This window comes from Erythrobacter sp. HL-111, from assembly GCF_900105095.1.
Lineage (GTDB): Bacteria > Pseudomonadota > Alphaproteobacteria > Sphingomonadales > Sphingomonadaceae > Erythrobacter.
Genome location: NZ_LT629743.1, coordinates 1497704 through 1512977, shown reverse-complemented (window position 1 = coordinate 1512977; position 15274 = coordinate 1497704). Strand labels below are relative to the sequence as shown.

Genomic DNA, 15274 nt, shown 5'->3' with positions numbered 1-15274 from the left:
GGTGTTCACTCCCGCCTTTTTGCGTGTAGGGCAGGAAGATGACCGCCGAAGCGACAACCCGTGCGGCCGAGCTCAAGCAGGCGCAGGCCGCGCTGCAGCAGGGCCGTTTCGCCGAAGGGCTGGCGATGGCGCGCGCCCTTGTCCAGGATGATCCGGGCGACGGCGAGGCGCTCTACCTCGCGGCGGTCGCTGCGCGCTACCTGAAGGATTACGAGGCGGCGGAGGACTGGCTCAGCAAGCTCCACCGCGCGATGCCCGAATACGGCCGGGCGTGGCAGGAGGCGGGGCACCTCGCGCTCGCCCGCGGGCGGGAGGCCGAGGCGCTTGCCGCCTTCGTCCGCGCGACCCGTTTCAACCCTGCATTGGAGGCGAGCTGGCGCGAACAGGCGCGGCTGCTGGCGGCGGCCGGCCGCGCGGCCGAGGCGGCAATGGCCCGCCGCCAGCAAGAGCGCCTCGCCCGCCTGCCGCGCGAACTGGTGGCGGTGACGAACCATCTTGCCGAAGGGCGGCTGCTGCGGGCCGAGGAGATCTGCCGCCATTACCTCAGGACCCATCCGCGAAAGGACGCGAACCACATCGAGGGGATGCGCCTGCTGGCGAAGGTCGGGATCGAGTTCGGCGTGCTGGAGGAGGCGGAATTCCTCCTCGAAAGCGCGGTGGCCTTCGCCCCCGACGACGTGCAGCTGCGGCTCGACTACATCGACGCGCTGCGGCGGCGGCAGAACTTCGCCAAGGCGCACGAGGAGGCGGAAAAGCTCTACGCGCGCGATCCGGCAAGCCCGGTGTTCCGCTCGCGCCTCGCGATCGAAAGCATGGCCGTGGGCGATTACGAGCGCGGGCTGGAACTGTTCGATGCGGTGCTCCAGCAGCACCCCCGGGACCCGGCGAACCTCACCAGCAAGGGCCATGCGCTCAAGACCACCGGCGCGCGCGAGGCGGCGATTGCGGCCTACCGCGCGGCAATCGCCGCGAAACCGGACCACGGCGATGCGTGGTATGCGCTGGCCAATCTCAAGACCTATCGCTTCGGCGAGGACGAACTGGCGGCGATGAAGGAACAGGCGGCGCGCCCGGACCTGTCCTTCATGGACCGGGTCCACATTGCCTTCGCGCTCGGCAAGGCGCACGAGGACCGCGAGGAATATGCCGCAAGTTTCGCGGCTTACGACGAAGGCAATGCGCTGAAGCGCGCCCAGACCCGTTACAGCGCCGACGCGATGAGCGCGGAACTGGCGCGGCAGAAGGCGGTCTGCACCAGGGACCTGTTCGAGGCACGTGCGGGATCGGGCCACGACGCGCCCGACCCGATCTTCATCCTCGGCCTGCCGCGCGCGGGATCGACCCTGCTCGAACAGATCCTCGCCAGCCATTCACAGATCGATGGAACGTTGGAGCTTCCCGACATCCTCGCGCTTGCCCACAGGCTTCGCGGAAGGCGCGTCGGCGAAAACCGCTACCCCGACGTACTTCGTGAACTCACCGCAGACCAGTTGGCGAAATTCGGGCGGGATTTCATCGAGAACACCCGCATCCACCGCGCGGGCGCGCCATTCTTCATCGACAAGATGCCGAACAATTTCCGCCACATCGGCCTCATCCACCTGATCCTGCCCAATGCGAAGATCATCGACGCCCGCCGCGATCCGATGGATTGCTGCTTTTCGGGCTTCAAGCAGCTCTTCGCCGAGGGACAGGAATTCACCTACGGGCTGCGCGAGATGGGCCGCTATTACGCCGATTACGTCGCGTTGATGGACCATTGGGACGAGGTCCTGCCGGGCAAGGTGCTGCGCGTGCGGCACGAGGATGTGCTCGACGATCTCGAGGGGCAGACCCGGCGGATGCTCGATCACGTCGGCCTTCCCTTCGAGGAGGCGTGCCTCGACTTCCACCGCACTTCGCGCGCCGTGCGAACCGCCTCGAGCGAGCAGGTGCGCCAGCCGCTCAACCGCAAGGGGCAGGGCGCGTGGAAGCCGTTCGAGCCGTGGCTCGGGGAACTGAAGGAGGCGCTCGGCGACCTTGCGCCGCGGGAGATCTAGGCGAGCCGCGCCCCGTCCGGCACCTCGCCCTGCGGGGCGGCCAGCACGATCGCGCCATCCGCATCGGGAAAGCCCAGCACCAGCACTTGCGACATGAACGGCCCGATCTGGCGCGGCGGGAAATTCACCACCGCCATGACCTTCTGACCCACGAGGGTTTCGGGCGTGTAGCGGTCGGTGATCTGCGCGCTGCTTTTCTTCCGGCCGATCTCCGGCCCGAAATCGATCGTCAGCCTGATTGCGGGCTTTTTCGCTTCGGGAAAGGGCGCCGCCTCCACCACCGTCCCCGCGCGGATGTCCACGGCGAGGAAATCGTCGATCGTGATCGTCATCGGCCCAGCCTAGCCCGCCACCGGCCCGAGGCAAGCCCGCGGCTTCAGATCGCCGAGCTGAAGCGGTGCTGCGTGGTCGCGCGATAGGCGTCGAACAGGGAGGCGATCACGCGGGCATAGGGGAGGCCATCACGCGTGATCGCCAGCTCGAGCCCGTCGATCCGCGCAAGGCCGCGCTCGGCAAAGGGGGCGAGACGCGGCTGGACCTCGGCAAATAGGCAGGGCGAAAGCTCCACCTTGCCGCGGCACAGCAGTTCCTCGATCAGCCGGGCGCGCATCCGGTCCTGCGGCGAGCGGGCGATGCCCACCCCGGCCGACAGCTTCCCCTGCGACGAGAACATCCGGTAGCGTCCGTTGTTCTTCTCGTTCTGCGCGATGAGGCCGGGAAAGCCGCTGATCGCGCTCGACCCGAACCCGATGAGAACCTCGCTGGGGTCGCAGGTGAAGCCCTGGAAATTGCGCCGCAACGTGCCTTCGCGGGTCGCGACCGCCATCGGGTCCGACGGCAGGGCGAAATGGTCGAAGCCGACCGCCTCGTAGCCGTGGCCGGTGAGGAAGGCATAGCCCTGCTCGGCCATGGCGAAGCGTTCCTCGGCCCCCGGCAGGTCGCTCGCGTCGATCATGGTCTGGCGCGGGACCATGTGCGGGACATGGGCATAGCCGAACACCGCGACCCGCTCCGCGCCCATGCGGCGGGTCTTGTCGAGGCTGTCGGCAAGGTCGGCTCGTGTCTGGCCGGGCAGGCCATACATGAGATCGAAATTCATCGACGTGACGCCCGCGGCCCGCAGCCAGTCGACGCTGCGCGCGATGAGGGCATCGTCCTGTTCGCGCCCGATCGCCTTTTGCAGATGGGGCGCGAAGGTCTGCACCCCCATGCTCGCCCGGCTGACCCCGACCTCGCCCAGCGTGCGGCCCCATTCGGCGGACATGGTGCGCGGGTCGAGCTCGATCGACCAGTCGGGCCGCGCGAGCGGGAGGTGGTGGTGGAGCGCATCCACCAGTTCGAGGAATTCGGCCGGCAGGATCGCGTTGGGGCTGCCCCCGCCGAAGGCGATACGCCTGACGCGCGTGTCCGCGGGCAGCAGGCTGGCCACCACCGCGATTTCCTCGTGCAGCGCGGCGAGGTAGCTTTCGACCCGCGTGCGCCGCCCGGAAGCGCCCGTGTTGCAGCCGCAATAATAGCAGATCTTCTCGCAGAACGGGATGTGGAGATAGAGCGAGATGTCGCCCGACGCTCCCTCGATCGCGCGCGTGATGGCATGGGCGGGAAGGGGACCGAAATCGGCCGCGGTGGGATAGCTCGTGTAGCGCGGGACGGGCTTGGCGAGCAGGTCGGGATGATAGGGCCACATGAGGGCCGTTAGAGCCGCTTGCGGGCAAGGCGTCTTTGCGGGAGATCAAATCCGCGGGCGAAGGCCCTTTTCCCGGCACGTCGCCGCGTGGCAGGCCTGCGGGTCGCAGCCGCGTTCCGGCAGGTCGCCGCCTTCGCCCAGCGGGATGGTGACCGCTCCGCCGCCGCACAGGGCGAGGGTGAGCACCTCCTCCTCCGCCTTGCCCGCCACCGGCCCGGCGGCAAGCGGCACCAGCGCGGCGAAGGCGAGGAGCGAGGCGTTCATTCCCCGCCGTCCTTTTCCCCGCTGCCATCTTCGTCGATCAGGATGCGGTTCGCCGCCCCGTCGAGGTCTTCATATTGCCCGCTCTTCATGCTCCAGAAGAAGGCGGCGAGCCCCAGCACGCCCATGCCGAGCGCGATCGGAATGAGGAAGGACAGCCCGGTCACGCGGCGTCGCCGGCGGACCGCGCGAGCCGCAATGAATTGGCCACCACGACCAGCGAGGAAAGCGACATGGCGATCGCCGCAATCAGCGGGGTGACATAGCCGAACAGGGCAAGCGGCACGGCAAGCACGTTGTAGAGAATCGCGAAGGCGAAGTTCTGCCGCACGATCCGCATGGTCGATCGCGCCACCCGGATTGCGAGCGCGACCGGCATCAGCCTTTCGCCGATGAACACCGCGTCGGCGGCCTGCTGGCTCGCGTCCGAGGCCGTGCCCGGCGCGATCGAGGCGTGGGCGGCGGCGAGCGCGGGCCCGTCGTTGAGCCCGTCGCCGACCATCAGCGGGCGGTGCCCTTCGGCGCGCAGGGCCTCGAGCGCGGCGAGCTTGTCCTGCGGGCTGGCCGCGGCGCGCGCCGCAAGGCCGAGATCGCGCGCCACCTTCGCCACGGCCTGTTCGCGGTCGCCCGACAGGATGCTCGCGGAAAGCCCCGCCTCCCCCAGCGCCGCGATGGTCGCGGCGGTGTCGGGACGCAGCGGGTCGGTGAAACCGAGGGTGGTCGCGCGTTCGCCGATCCTGAGCCGCGTGGCGAGCGCGGTCCGGGCATCCTCGGGCCGTTCGAGCGCGACGGAAATGCCGTTCCACCTGCCGGCCAGTCCGCTCCCGCTCGTCTCGCGGACATCCTCGACCGGGGCGGCCTCGACCCCTGCCGCCCGCAGCGCCTCGGCAAGCCCCCGGCTGAGCGGGTGGCGGCTGTTCTGCGCGAGGCCGAGCGCTACCGCGCGGTCCTCCGCCGAAAGCCCGGAAATGTCGGGCCGCGGTTCGCCCAGCGTCAGCGTTCCGGTCTTGTCGAACAGCGCGACGTCGCATTCGGCGAGGCGTTCGAGGGCGCTCCCGTCCTTGACCAGCAGGCCGCGTTTCAGCAGCGCGCCGGAGGCGACCACCTGCGCCGCCGGGACCGCGAGGCCCATGGCGCAGGGACAGGTGATGATCAGCACGGCGATCGCGATGACGAGCGACTGGTGCCAGCCCGCGCCCGCGATCATCCACCCGACGAAGGCGAGCGCGGCGAGGGCGTGGACCACCGGGGCATAGGCGCGGCTCGCGCGGTCGGCGATGCGGACGTAATGGCTGCGCGACTGGCCCGCCTCGTCCATCAGCCGGGCGATCTCGGCAATGGCGGTGTCCTCGGCCGTGCGGGTCAGGCGGACGCGGATCGGGCCGCCGAGATTGATCGCGCCGGCGTGGACCTCGCTGCCCTTGCCGACGGGTTCGGGCGTGCTTTCGCCGGTGAGCATGGCGTTGTCGATGCTGGAGGAGCCTTCCTCCACCTCGCCATCGGCGGCGAGCGCTTCGCCGGCAGCGACCAGCACCAGCATCCCGGGCTCGAGATCCTGCGCGTCGAGCCGGCGGGTTGCCCCGTCGGGGCCGATCACGCTGGCGCTCTTGCCCATGCGCGAGAGCAGCGCGCCGATCCCGGCCCTCGTGCGGGTCCGCATCTCGGCATCGAGCGCGCGTCCTGCGAGGAGGAAGAAGAGCAGCATGACCGCGCTTTCGAAATAGGCGTGTTCGCCCCCGGTGATCGTCTCGTAGAGGCTGAGCGCGGTGGCGAGGATCACGCCGATCGAGATCGGCACGTCCATGTTGGTGCGGCGGTAGCGCAACGCCATCAGCGCGGAGGAGAAGAAGGGGCGACCCGAATAGGTGATGACGGGCAGGGCGATCAGCGCGGACAGCCAGTGGAACAGCTCGCGCGTCGCCCCCTCGGCCCCGGACCAGACGCTGACCGAAAGCAGCATGACGTTCATCATGCCGAAGCCCGCGACGCCCAGCGCGCGGGTCAGCTGCTTCTTTTCCGCCTCCTCCTGGCCGAGCGGGTTCTCGGCGACCGGCTGCGCCTCGAAGCCGAGTTCGCGCAAGGCCTCGGCGATGCGCTCCTCGTCGAGGCCGGGGCGGTGATGGACCGCGACGCGCTTGGACGAGAAATTGACCCGGGCGGCCTCGATCCCGTCGATCCTGGGCAGTTCGCGCTCGATCTTGGCGATGCATCCCGCGCAGCGCATTCCGGGCACGGTGAAACGCGTGCCGACCAGCTTCGCTTGAGTGCCCTGATCAAGGGTAGCCTTGTCGAGGGCGGGCTTGTCGAGGGCGGGCTTGTCGAGGGCGGGGGGAGCGTTCACCTAGATCTCGCTTTCGCCGACCCAGACATCGTCGCCGGCCGTGATCGTGAGGCGCATGGTCCAGCGCCCCGCATCGACCGGGGAGCGCGAGCGGAAGCGCCCGTCGCGGCCGGCATCGAAGACGAGGCTTTCGAACTGCCTTTCGCCGATCGGGCGGCGCAGTTCCGCCTCGACCTGCGCGCCCGCCGGGACATTGGCGGTCTCGATCAGGACATGGCCGTCCTCGACCCGGCCGGGGCGCACGTCCCAGCCCAGCGCGCGGGCCTTTTCCGCTTCGGCAAGCCAGGTGTTGAATTTCTGGCTGGCGACATAGGAATTCTCCACCACGACGCCGTGAAACCCGCCAACGGCAAGGCTCGCCATGTAGAAATTGACCGCGGCGACGATGCCGAAGCCGATCACGAGGACGAGCGCCATGTGGCGGCCGGTGAATTCGCCCTTCCTGCGTGTCCGGTCGGCCATCAATCGCCTCCCGGCCCGGTGAAGGTGGTCGCCTGCGTGTCGCTCTCGCCCTGCTCGTCGAGCGAGGTGAGGACGAATTCGAATTCCCCGGGCACGGGTCCCGCGGGCACGGTGACATAGGCCCGCACGATCCGGGTCTCGTTCGCCGGGACGGTGAAGACCTGCTCGGGCGCGGCCTCGTCGGCGTTGATCGCGTCGGTCCACATCACCGCGCCGGCCGGAAGGCCCGACAGGGCCACTTCCATCTCGCGCGGGCGGGCTTCCATGTTGCGAAGCCGCAGCGTGTACGAATTCCTGACCGATCCGTCCTTCATCAGCATGAACGGCGGGTTGCGGTCGGGCGAGACGGTGAGATCGGTGTGGCTGCGCGTGCCGAGGGCGAAGAGCATGGCAAGGCCGATCGCCGCCCAGACGCCGAAATAGATGAAGATGCGCGGACGCACGAGCGCCTTCCAGGCGGGCTGGGCGGGTTCGCCCGCGGCCTCTTTCTCGCATTGCTCGAGCGTGGCGTAGTCGATCAGCCCGCGCGGGCGGCCGACCTCGGCCATGACCTGGTCGCAGGCGTCGATGCACAGCGCGCAGGTGATGCAGCCGATCTGCTGGCCTTCGCGGATGTCGATGCCCGTAGGGCACACCGCGACACACATGTTGCAGTCGATGCAGTCGCCGTATTCGTCCGGGTTCTTGGCCGCCTTCTTGACGCTGCCGCGCTTCTCGCCGCGCCAGTCCTTGTAGGTGACGATGAGCGATTTCTCGTCGAGCATGGCGGTCTGGATGCGCGGCCACGGGCACATGTAGATGCACACCTGTTCGCGCATGAACCCGCCGAGCCAGAAGGTCGTGCCCGCGAGGATGCCGACCGTGGCATAGGCGACGAAGGCCGCCTCGCCGGTGAAGAAGTCCACGAACAAGGTCGGCGCATCGGCGAAATAGAGGATCCACGCGCCGCCGGTCGCCACGCTGATGAGAAGATAGACCGACCATTTGGACAGGCGCCGGGCGATCTTAGACGCGGTCCAGGGCGCCTTGTCGAGCCGCATCCGGGCGTTGCGATCGCCGTCGAAGAAGCGGTCGACATGCTGGAACAGGTCGGTCCAGACGGTCTGCGGGCAGGTATAGCCGCACCATGCCCGACCGACGGCGGAGGTGACGAGGAACAGGCCGATCCCGGCCATGATGAGCATTCCGGCCACGAAATAGAATTCATGCGGCCAGATCTCGATGTCGAACATGTAGAAGCGGCGATTGGCGAGATCGATCAGCACCGCCTGGTCCGGGGCATAGGGTCCGCGGTCCCAGCGGATCCAGGGCGTGCCCCAGTAGATCGCCAGCGTGACGAGCATGACGAACCACTTGAACCGGCGGAAGGGGCCGTCGATCCGCTTGTTGTGGACCGACTTGCGCTTTTCGTAGAGCTTGCTGGTCTTGGGCGCGGGCTGGCTCGGCGCGTGCCGCTGGGTCGCCGCCGAAGGCTCGGCCTCGGCGGGACCGAGGGCGCCGCCCCAGTCCCGTCCCTCGGGCTTGGCCTTCGGCTTTTCGAGCTCTTCAGAGTTGGGCATCATTCCCTGCCTTCTTCGCCCCAGCGGCGTCGGCGACCTCGTCGGAGGTCTCCATGGTTTCCTCGATCACGTCCTCGACCGGTTCGGTCGTCTGGCCGCCGCCGCGCGAGTGGACATAGGCCGCCAGCATCTTGATCGTCACCGAATCGAGCCTGTCCGACCAGCCCGGCATCACGCCGTGCCGCGGGGCGAGAATCTGACGACGGATGTCGTCCTCCTCGCCGCCATAGAGCCAGATCGCATCGTTCAGCGCCGGAGCGCCCTGCTGCGGATCGCCCTGGCCGTTCGCGCCGTGGCAGACCGAGCAGTTCTGCTCGAACAGTTCGGCGCCCTGCGCGTTGCCCTGCGCCTTGCCCGAAAGCGAGAGCACGTGGCTGGTCACGGCGTCGATCTGGGCATTGTCGAGAATACCTTCGAAAGCTGGCATATAGGCAAGCCGCGTCTGGTTTGAACCCTCCCAGCGAATGCCGTGGTTGAGGGTGTACTCGATTTCCTCGAGCGTGCCGCCCCAGATCCAGTCGTCGTCGTTGAGGTTGGGATAGCCGTATTCCTCGTAGCCCGCCGCGCCCGCGCCGTGGCACTGCACGCAGTTGACCTTGAACGCGGCCGCGCCCCCGGCGATCGCCTGGCTCATCAGTTCGGGCGAGGCGGCGAGCTTGTCGAGATCGGTCGCGGCGATGCGTTCGAAGGTGTCGCGCCGGGCGAGTTCGACCGCGCCCATCTCCTTGGCGAGTTCGCCGCGGCTCGACCAGCCGAGCACGCCTTCGGTGGCCTGGCTCACCATCGGCCAGGCCGGGTAGAGCACGACATAGACCGCCGCCCAGGCGCAGGTCGCGTAGAAAGTCCACAGCCACCACCGCGGCAGCGGGGTGTTGAGTTCCTCGATGCCGTCCCATTCATGGCCGACGGTTTCGGTGCCGGTCGGCTCGTCGATGCGCCGACCCGGATTGGTGCGATCAGTTGCCATCATGGTCGTCCTTGAAAATCGAGTGCTTGGCCGCGTCGACATGGGTGCGCGAGCCGGGCCGGAAGTGCCACAGGCACAGCACGAGATAGAGCGCGAAGATCGCCACGAGGCCGTAGCTGTCCGCGAAGTGGCGCAGGGTTTCGTAAACGCTCACCGGCCCTTCTCCTCGGCCAGTTCCTCCTGCGCGGCGACGCCGTCGACATCGACCAGAGTGCCGAGCATCTGGAGATAGGCGACGAGCGCGTCCATTTCGGTCACTTCGTCGGGATTGCCGTCGAAATCGCGCACCTGCGCCTTGGGATAGCGTTCCTCGAGGTCGCCCGCGTCGAGGTCGGGATCGGCCTGCGCGAAGAGGTCGGTTGCGGCCATCTCGATGTCGATGTCCGTGTAGGGCACGCCCACCCGGCGCAGCGCGGTCAGCGTGGCCGACGCGTCCGGCACCTCGAGCGGGGTCTTCGCGAGGAAGGAATAGGGCGGCATGATGCTTTCGGGCACCACGCTGCGCGGGTCGATCAGGTGCTGGACGTGCCATTCGTCCGAATAGCGCCCGCCCACGCGGGCGAGGTCCGGCCCGGTCCGCTTCGAGCCCCACTGGAAGGGGTGGTCGTACATCGATTCCGCGGCGAGGCTGTAATGGCCGTAGCGTTCGACCTCGTCCCGGAAGGGGCGGATCATCTGGCTGTGGCACAGGTAGCAGCCTTCGCGCACGTAGATGTCGCGCCCGGCCTGTTCGAGCGGGGTGTAGGGGCGCATGCCCTCGACTTCCTCGATCGTGTTGTCGATCCAGAACAGCGGGGCGATCTCGACCACCCCCCCGATCGCCACCGTCACGAAGGTCGCGGCGGCGAGCAGGGTGATGTTCTTCTCGAGCTTCTTGTGGCCCTCGAAGGGTTCTTTCTTCGGCTTGTCGTTGCTCATCTTGTCTGTCCCGGTGAGAGCTTATTCGGCGGGCTGGGCTTCGGGGCGGGCGCCCTGCGGCTCCGGCCGGGGCCGGGCTGCGATCGGACGGTCGGCCGCCTCGTCGTGGGGCGTGTCGCCCAGCGGCGCTTCCTCGCGCTGGAAGCCGGCGATGGTCATCCAGATGTTGTAGGCCATGATGATCGCGCCGGAGAGGTAGAGGAGACCGCCGAAGGCGCGCATCCAGTACATCGGGTTGAGAGCCGCGACGGTGTCGACGAAGCTGTTCACCAGGAACCCGTCCGAACCGTATTCGCGCCACATCAGGCCCTGGGTGATCCCGGCGACCCACATCGAGGAGGCGTAGAACACGATCCCCAGCGTCGCGAGCCAGAAGTGCCAGTTGATCATCCGCAGGCTGTACATCCGCTCCTTCTGCCACAGCCGCGGCACGAGGAAGTAGACGCAGGCGAAGGTGATCATCCCGTTCCACCCCAGCGCGCCGGAATGGACGTGGCCGATGGTCCAGTCGGTGTAGTGCGACAGCGAGTTCACCGCCTTGATCGACAGCATCGGGCCTTCGAAGGTGCTCATCCCGTAGAAGGCGAGCGCGAGGACCATCATGCGGATGATCGGGTCGGTGCGGACCTTGTCCCACGCGCCGTTCAGGGTCATCAGCCCGTTGATCATCCCGCCCCAGCTGGGCATCCACAGCATGATCGAGAACACCATGCCGAGCGTCTGCGCCCAGTCGGGCAATGCGGTGTAATGGAGGTGGTGCGGACCCGCCCAGATGTAGAGGAAGATCAGCGACCAGAAGTGGATGATCGACAGGCGGTAGGAATAGACCGGCCGGTTCGCCTGCTTGGGCACGAAGTAGTACATCATCGCGAGGAAGCCCGCGGTGAGGAAGAAGCCCACGGCGTTGTGGCCGTACCACCACTGGGTCAGCGCGTCCTGGACCCCCGCGAAAGCCGAATAGCTGCGCGCACCGAGGAAGCTCACGGGCATGGCAAGGTTGTTGACCACGTGCAGCATCGCGATCGTCACGATGAAGGCGAGGTAGAACCAGTTGGCGACGTAGATGTGCGGTTCGTGGCGGCGCAGGATCGTGCCGACGAAGACCGCGAGATAGGCGAGCCAGACGATCGTCAGCCACAGGTCGACATACCATTCCGGCTCGGCATATTCGCGGCTCTGCGTGATGCCGAGGAGATAGCCGGTCGCTGCCAGCACGATGAACAGCTGATAGCCCCAGAACACGAACCGCGCGAGGCCGGGGAAGGCCAGCGTGGTGCGGCAGGTGCGCTGGACGACGTAGAAGCTCGTCGCGATCAGCGCATTGCCGCCGAAGGCGAAGATGACGGCGCTGGTGTGCAGCGGGCGCAGCCGGCCGAAATTGAACCAGGGTTCGAAATTGATCCAGGGATAGGCGAGCTGGACCGCGATCACCACGCCCGCGAGAAGGCCGGCAAGGCCCCAGAACATGGTCGCTATGACGCCCCAGCGCACGATGTCGTCGTCATAGCGCGAAGGCCCGGGCGGCATCTTGAAGATGCTCTGCGCCTTGGCCATCGGGTCGTAGCTGTTGAGGGTGACCACGATCAGGACGAGCGCGACCGCGGCCACGATTCCCATGTGGATGGCGAAACCTGCATCCTGCGCCCCGGCGATGGCCGCGATGGCTGCAAGAAGGACGAGAGCCCAGATACCGAGCCGGCTGAGTACTGCTTCCATTTTACGATCCCTTCCGTCAGCGCGGCGTTACGCGCCCCCGTGTCTTCCTTAATTGATCTGGATCAATTTTTGAACGTTTCATTGCGCGCGCCCTGGCCCGTTCCAGCTTCTTCGGCGAGTGCTTCGAGATTGGTGAACCGGACGAGCGAGCGCCCGCTCGTCTCGACCAGCCCGGCTTCGCGAAGGTCGGAGAACTGGCGGCTCACCGTCTCGATGGTGAGGCCCAGGCTGTCGCCTATGTCGCGCCTGCTCATCGGTAGGGAAACCTCGCATTTGCCGCAAGTTGATCCGCCCAGCCGTTCGGCCATCGAAACGAGGAAATCCGCGATCCGCTGACGCGCGGAGCGATGGCCGAGCTGCATCATCCGCGTCCGGCTGCGATGCAGCGCCTGGAGCGAGCGGGACAGGACCGAACGCAGGATGACCGGATCGTCCTGCGCGATGTCGAGGAAATCGTCAGATGCAAAGATGACAAGCTCCAGATCATTCAATGCAACCAGACGGAAATCGCCGTCACTCTGGCGGAGCACCGAGACCATGTCGCCCGCGAAATGGAAGGCGAGAACGTGGTTGTGCGACCGAACCGATTCGCCGCCCGCATCGCCTGCCGGGCGCGCGGCGGCCGAACGCCCGACGAGCTTGGCCGCGCCCGATGCGACGAAGACCAGCCGGTCGCCCGTCGCATCCGCGGCGAGTTCTTCGCCCTTCGCGATGAAGCGGTATTCCCCGACCTCGCACAGCCGGTCGGCCGTCTTCGTCCCCCCGCGACCATCGGGCATGGCGTCGCGGAACGCGGCCATGCTGAGGTCGTGAGCGGATTGCACGAGTGTCGCCATAACGCCCGCTCGTGTGACCCGGCGGGGGGCGGATGTCTTTGACTAGGATCAAGTCCCGCAGGCCTCCCGATTTGACCGGGATCAATGAGAATGCGCGAATCCGCCGCCAATTGGCCGACACGGGGCAGCAAGCATCCTGGGCCGCGGAGGGCGGCCACTGCTGCCACGCAGGGAAAGACAAATGAAAACACTCCTGATGATCACGGGCGCCGCTCTCGCGCTCGCCGCCACGCCCGCCGCCGCGCAGGACCGTTCCGACCGCGCGGGCGACATCCAGTTCAAGCTGCTCGGCACCGCGGTCCTGCCCGATGGCGAGATCGACCAGGTCAATGTCGACCTCGTCGACCTGCCGGCCACGACGCAGACCGAGGCGAACGACAATGTCGTGCCGACGATCGCGGTCGAATATTTCGTCTCCGACAATTTCTCGATCGAGACGATCGCGGGCATGACCCAGCACGACGTCGATGCGGTCGCGGGCCTGCCGGGCGCCGAACTGGTTTCCGACGCGCAGCTCATCCCGGCAACCGTGACGGCCAAGCTGCACTTCGATCTCGGCGACACGATCAAGCCCTATGTCGGCGCAGGCCCCGCCTATTTCCTGTGGGTTTCGGACAAGCCCGGCGCGGCGACGATCCCCCTCGGCGTGACCGACACCGACCTGTCGGACGAATTCGGCGTCGCGCTGCAGGCGGGCGTGGACGTGGCGCTGGGCGACGGGGGCTTCGGCCTGACGCTCGATGCCAAGCGCTACTTCATCGGCACGACGGCGCGCTGGTTCGCCGGGGAAACGCTCGCGATCGAGACCGAGCACAATCTCGATCCCTGGGTGCTGAGCGCAGGCCTCGCCTACCGCTTCTGATCCCGGACATCACGCCAGACGGCCCCGCGGCAGAGCCTGCCGGCGGGGCCGTTTCGCCGTGGCGGGGACGGTCTCAGAAATTGTAGCGGGTGGAGAACTGCACGCGCTGCAGGTTGCCCGAACGCCCGTCCTCGAGGATCCGTTCGGCATACATCAGCTCGACCCCGAAATCGAGCGGCGCGACCGGCGTCCAGATCAGGTTGGCGAAGGCATTCCAGCTTTCGTCGCTCACCTGGTCGGTGGTGAACCGGACCGGGTTGTCCGCCTTGAAATAGGCGCCCCCGAGGTTGGTTCGCAGCCTGTCGTCCCACGCATGGCGCAGCGCGGCAAAGCCCGCATAGGTGGCGATCGGATCGAGGTTTCCGTCATCGTCGATGGCGGCATCATTGACGATGTTGACCCCGATGTAGCGCCCGATGCCTTCGCCATAGGACGCGCTGAAGCGGAAATCGTCGCGCCGGCCGAGGTCGAGCTTGCCCGAAAGCGCGACGCCGTAACCCAACGCGCTGTCGTTGCCCGTGCCGAAATCGTCGTCGGAAACCCGCAGCGTGCGCGCGATCCCGGCGAGGCTGACCCGGCCCCAGTCGCCGGTCCAGTTATATTTGGCGACGAAATCGGGGAGCGTGTCGTCGCCCGCCTCGATCCGGCCGCCGGTGGGGGTGGTGACGACGGTTTCGGGCTGCTCGATGGCGAGTTCCAGTCCGCCCTTGGTCCAGCGCACCACGGGCTGCCGGGCGAACGGCGTGCCCGGCGTGACGCCGATGAAATCCACGCTGTCGGGCAGCGCGCCGACATCCATGAAGGTCGACCAGGCCTGGCCGATCAGCCAGTTGTCATAGGTGATGAAGCCCTGCCGGATACGCGGCACGAAGCTGTTCGAAACCCTTTCGTCGCCGCCTTCGGTGACGAGGAAATCGAGCTCGATATGCGAATTGAGCTTGTGCTCGGCGCCCACATCGGTCGCGGTCTTGAAGATGAACCGGGTCTGGCGGGCGGAGAAATTGGTGTCGAACCCGCTTGGCTCACCGCCGACGGGGATCGCTCCGGGAACGAGGAAATCGCGCAGGATCGAGGTTGCGGGCACCTGCCCGCCGCTCGTGCGCTGGGTCATGGCGTCGACCTTGACGTAGCCGGCATAGGCGACCCTGGTCTTGCCGACGCGGAAACCCTTGTCCTCCTGCGCTTTCGGCACCGCGATCTGCTGCGCGAGTTCGGTCTGGCGGTCCTTGAGGTCCCGCGTCGCCGCAAGCAGCGCCGCGCCCTGTTCGCGCATCTGCTCGCGCTGGGCGGTGATCGCGCTTTCCTGCGCGGCGTGCGTGTCCGCTTCGGCATCGAGCCGCTCGATCAGCCCTTCCACCAGCCGTTCGAGCCGGTCGAGCCGGTCCTCGACGCTCGCCTCCTGCGCCAGACCCGGCGCGGCGGAAAGGAACGTCGCGGCGAGCAGGACCGCGCGCGCGGTCCGGATTTCGGCTCTTGTCGCCATTCTGCATTCTCCCCCTGGTGATCCCGTTTTGACCGGGAGGAATGCCGCGCGGGGAGGCCTGCCGCCAATTAGCCGATCGTCGTAAGACCTTTGTCTGAGGGCGCACCCGGTGTAGCTTCGGTAAAACGCGCGAGAGAGAAGGG

General features: G+C 67.4%; 15 protein-coding genes. 2 read left to right on the top strand and 13 right to left on the bottom strand.

The window, feature by feature from the left end:
* Nucleotides 1-38: 38 nt before the first annotated feature.
* A complete protein-coding gene (locus BLU08_RS07195; RefSeq protein ID WP_090197449.1) occupies nt 39-2039 on the top strand; it encodes a tetratricopeptide repeat-containing sulfotransferase family protein in 2001 nt (666 codons plus the stop codon).
* Here the strand turns inward: BLU08_RS07195 and BLU08_RS07190 are convergent.
* From BLU08_RS07190 to BLU08_RS07135, 12 genes are all read right to left on the bottom strand, one after another.
* Nucleotides 2036-2371: a tRNA-binding protein gene (locus BLU08_RS07190; protein WP_090197445.1), complete on the bottom strand. Its 336-nt coding sequence runs from the start codon at nt 2369-2371 to the stop codon at nt 2036-2038. The two genes, BLU08_RS07195 and BLU08_RS07190, sit on opposite strands and share 4 nt — an antisense overlap.
* A gap of 44 nt (nt 2372-2415) precedes the next feature.
* Nucleotides 2416-3726, bottom strand: a complete 1311-nt coding sequence (hemN, locus tag BLU08_RS07185) for an oxygen-independent coproporphyrinogen III oxidase (protein ID WP_090197440.1) — start codon at nt 3724-3726, stop codon at nt 2416-2418.
* Between the two features lie 45 nt (nt 3727-3771).
* Nucleotides 3772-3990, bottom strand: a complete 219-nt coding sequence (locus BLU08_RS07180; protein WP_090197437.1) for a hypothetical protein — start codon at nt 3988-3990, stop codon at nt 3772-3774.
* Entirely contained in the window at nt 3987-4154 is a 168-nt protein-coding gene (gene ccoS / locus BLU08_RS07175) for a cbb3-type cytochrome oxidase assembly protein CcoS (RefSeq protein ID WP_090197434.1), read from the bottom strand. Before ccoS ends, BLU08_RS07180 begins: the two co-directional genes overlap by 4 nt.
* Nucleotides 4151-6241 (bottom strand): heavy metal translocating P-type ATPase, encoded by a 2091-nt coding sequence (locus tag BLU08_RS07170; protein ID WP_255361273.1) that lies wholly within the window; start codon nt 6239-6241, stop codon nt 4151-4153. The genes ccoS and BLU08_RS07170 overlap by 4 nt, the downstream gene beginning before the upstream one ends.
* 87 nt (nt 6242-6328) lie before the next feature.
* The gene (locus tag BLU08_RS07165) at nt 6329-6790 is read right to left on the bottom strand and encodes a FixH family protein (protein WP_090197430.1); all 462 of its coding nucleotides are present in this window, start codon (nt 6788-6790) and stop codon (nt 6329-6331) included.
* Entirely contained in the window at nt 6790-8349 is a 1560-nt protein-coding gene (ccoG, locus tag BLU08_RS07160) for a cytochrome c oxidase accessory protein CcoG (RefSeq protein WP_090201136.1), read from the bottom strand. Before ccoG ends, BLU08_RS07165 begins: the two co-directional genes overlap by 1 nt.
* Entirely contained in the window at nt 8336-9316 is a 981-nt protein-coding gene (gene ccoP, locus BLU08_RS07155) for a cytochrome-c oxidase, cbb3-type subunit III (protein ID WP_172800996.1), read from the bottom strand. Before ccoP ends, ccoG begins: the two co-directional genes overlap by 14 nt.
* Nucleotides 9306-9470, bottom strand: coding sequence for a cbb3-type cytochrome c oxidase subunit 3 (locus BLU08_RS07150; RefSeq protein WP_090197424.1), 165 nt, complete (start codon nt 9468-9470; stop codon nt 9306-9308). Before BLU08_RS07150 ends, ccoP begins: the two co-directional genes overlap by 11 nt.
* Nucleotides 9467-10234, bottom strand: a complete 768-nt coding sequence (gene ccoO / locus BLU08_RS07145) for a cytochrome-c oxidase, cbb3-type subunit II (protein WP_090197419.1) — start codon at nt 10232-10234, stop codon at nt 9467-9469. The genes BLU08_RS07150 and ccoO overlap by 4 nt, the downstream gene beginning before the upstream one ends.
* 21 nt (nt 10235-10255) lie before the next feature.
* Nucleotides 10256-11950, bottom strand: a complete 1695-nt coding sequence (gene ccoN, locus BLU08_RS07140) for a cytochrome-c oxidase, cbb3-type subunit I (RefSeq protein ID WP_090197416.1) — start codon at nt 11948-11950, stop codon at nt 10256-10258.
* Nucleotides 11951-12012: 62 nt separating this feature from the next.
* Nucleotides 12013-12786 carry a Crp/Fnr family transcriptional regulator gene (locus BLU08_RS07135; RefSeq protein ID WP_090197413.1) on the bottom strand — a complete coding sequence of 258 codons (774 nt, stop codon included), beginning with the start codon at nt 12784-12786 and terminating at the stop codon, nt 12013-12015.
* Between the two features lie 181 nt (nt 12787-12967).
* Between BLU08_RS07135 and BLU08_RS07130 the strand changes: the two genes are divergently transcribed.
* Nucleotides 12968-13648 (top strand): OmpW family protein, encoded by a 681-nt coding sequence (locus BLU08_RS07130; protein ID WP_233996132.1) that lies wholly within the window; start codon nt 12968-12970, stop codon nt 13646-13648.
* Between the two features lie 73 nt (nt 13649-13721).
* Here the strand turns inward: BLU08_RS07130 and BLU08_RS07125 are convergent, their stop codons facing one another.
* Nucleotides 13722-15131, bottom strand: coding sequence for a DcaP family trimeric outer membrane transporter (locus tag BLU08_RS07125; protein WP_233996131.1), 1410 nt, complete (start codon nt 15129-15131; stop codon nt 13722-13724).
* Nucleotides 15132-15274 lie beyond the last annotated feature (143 nt).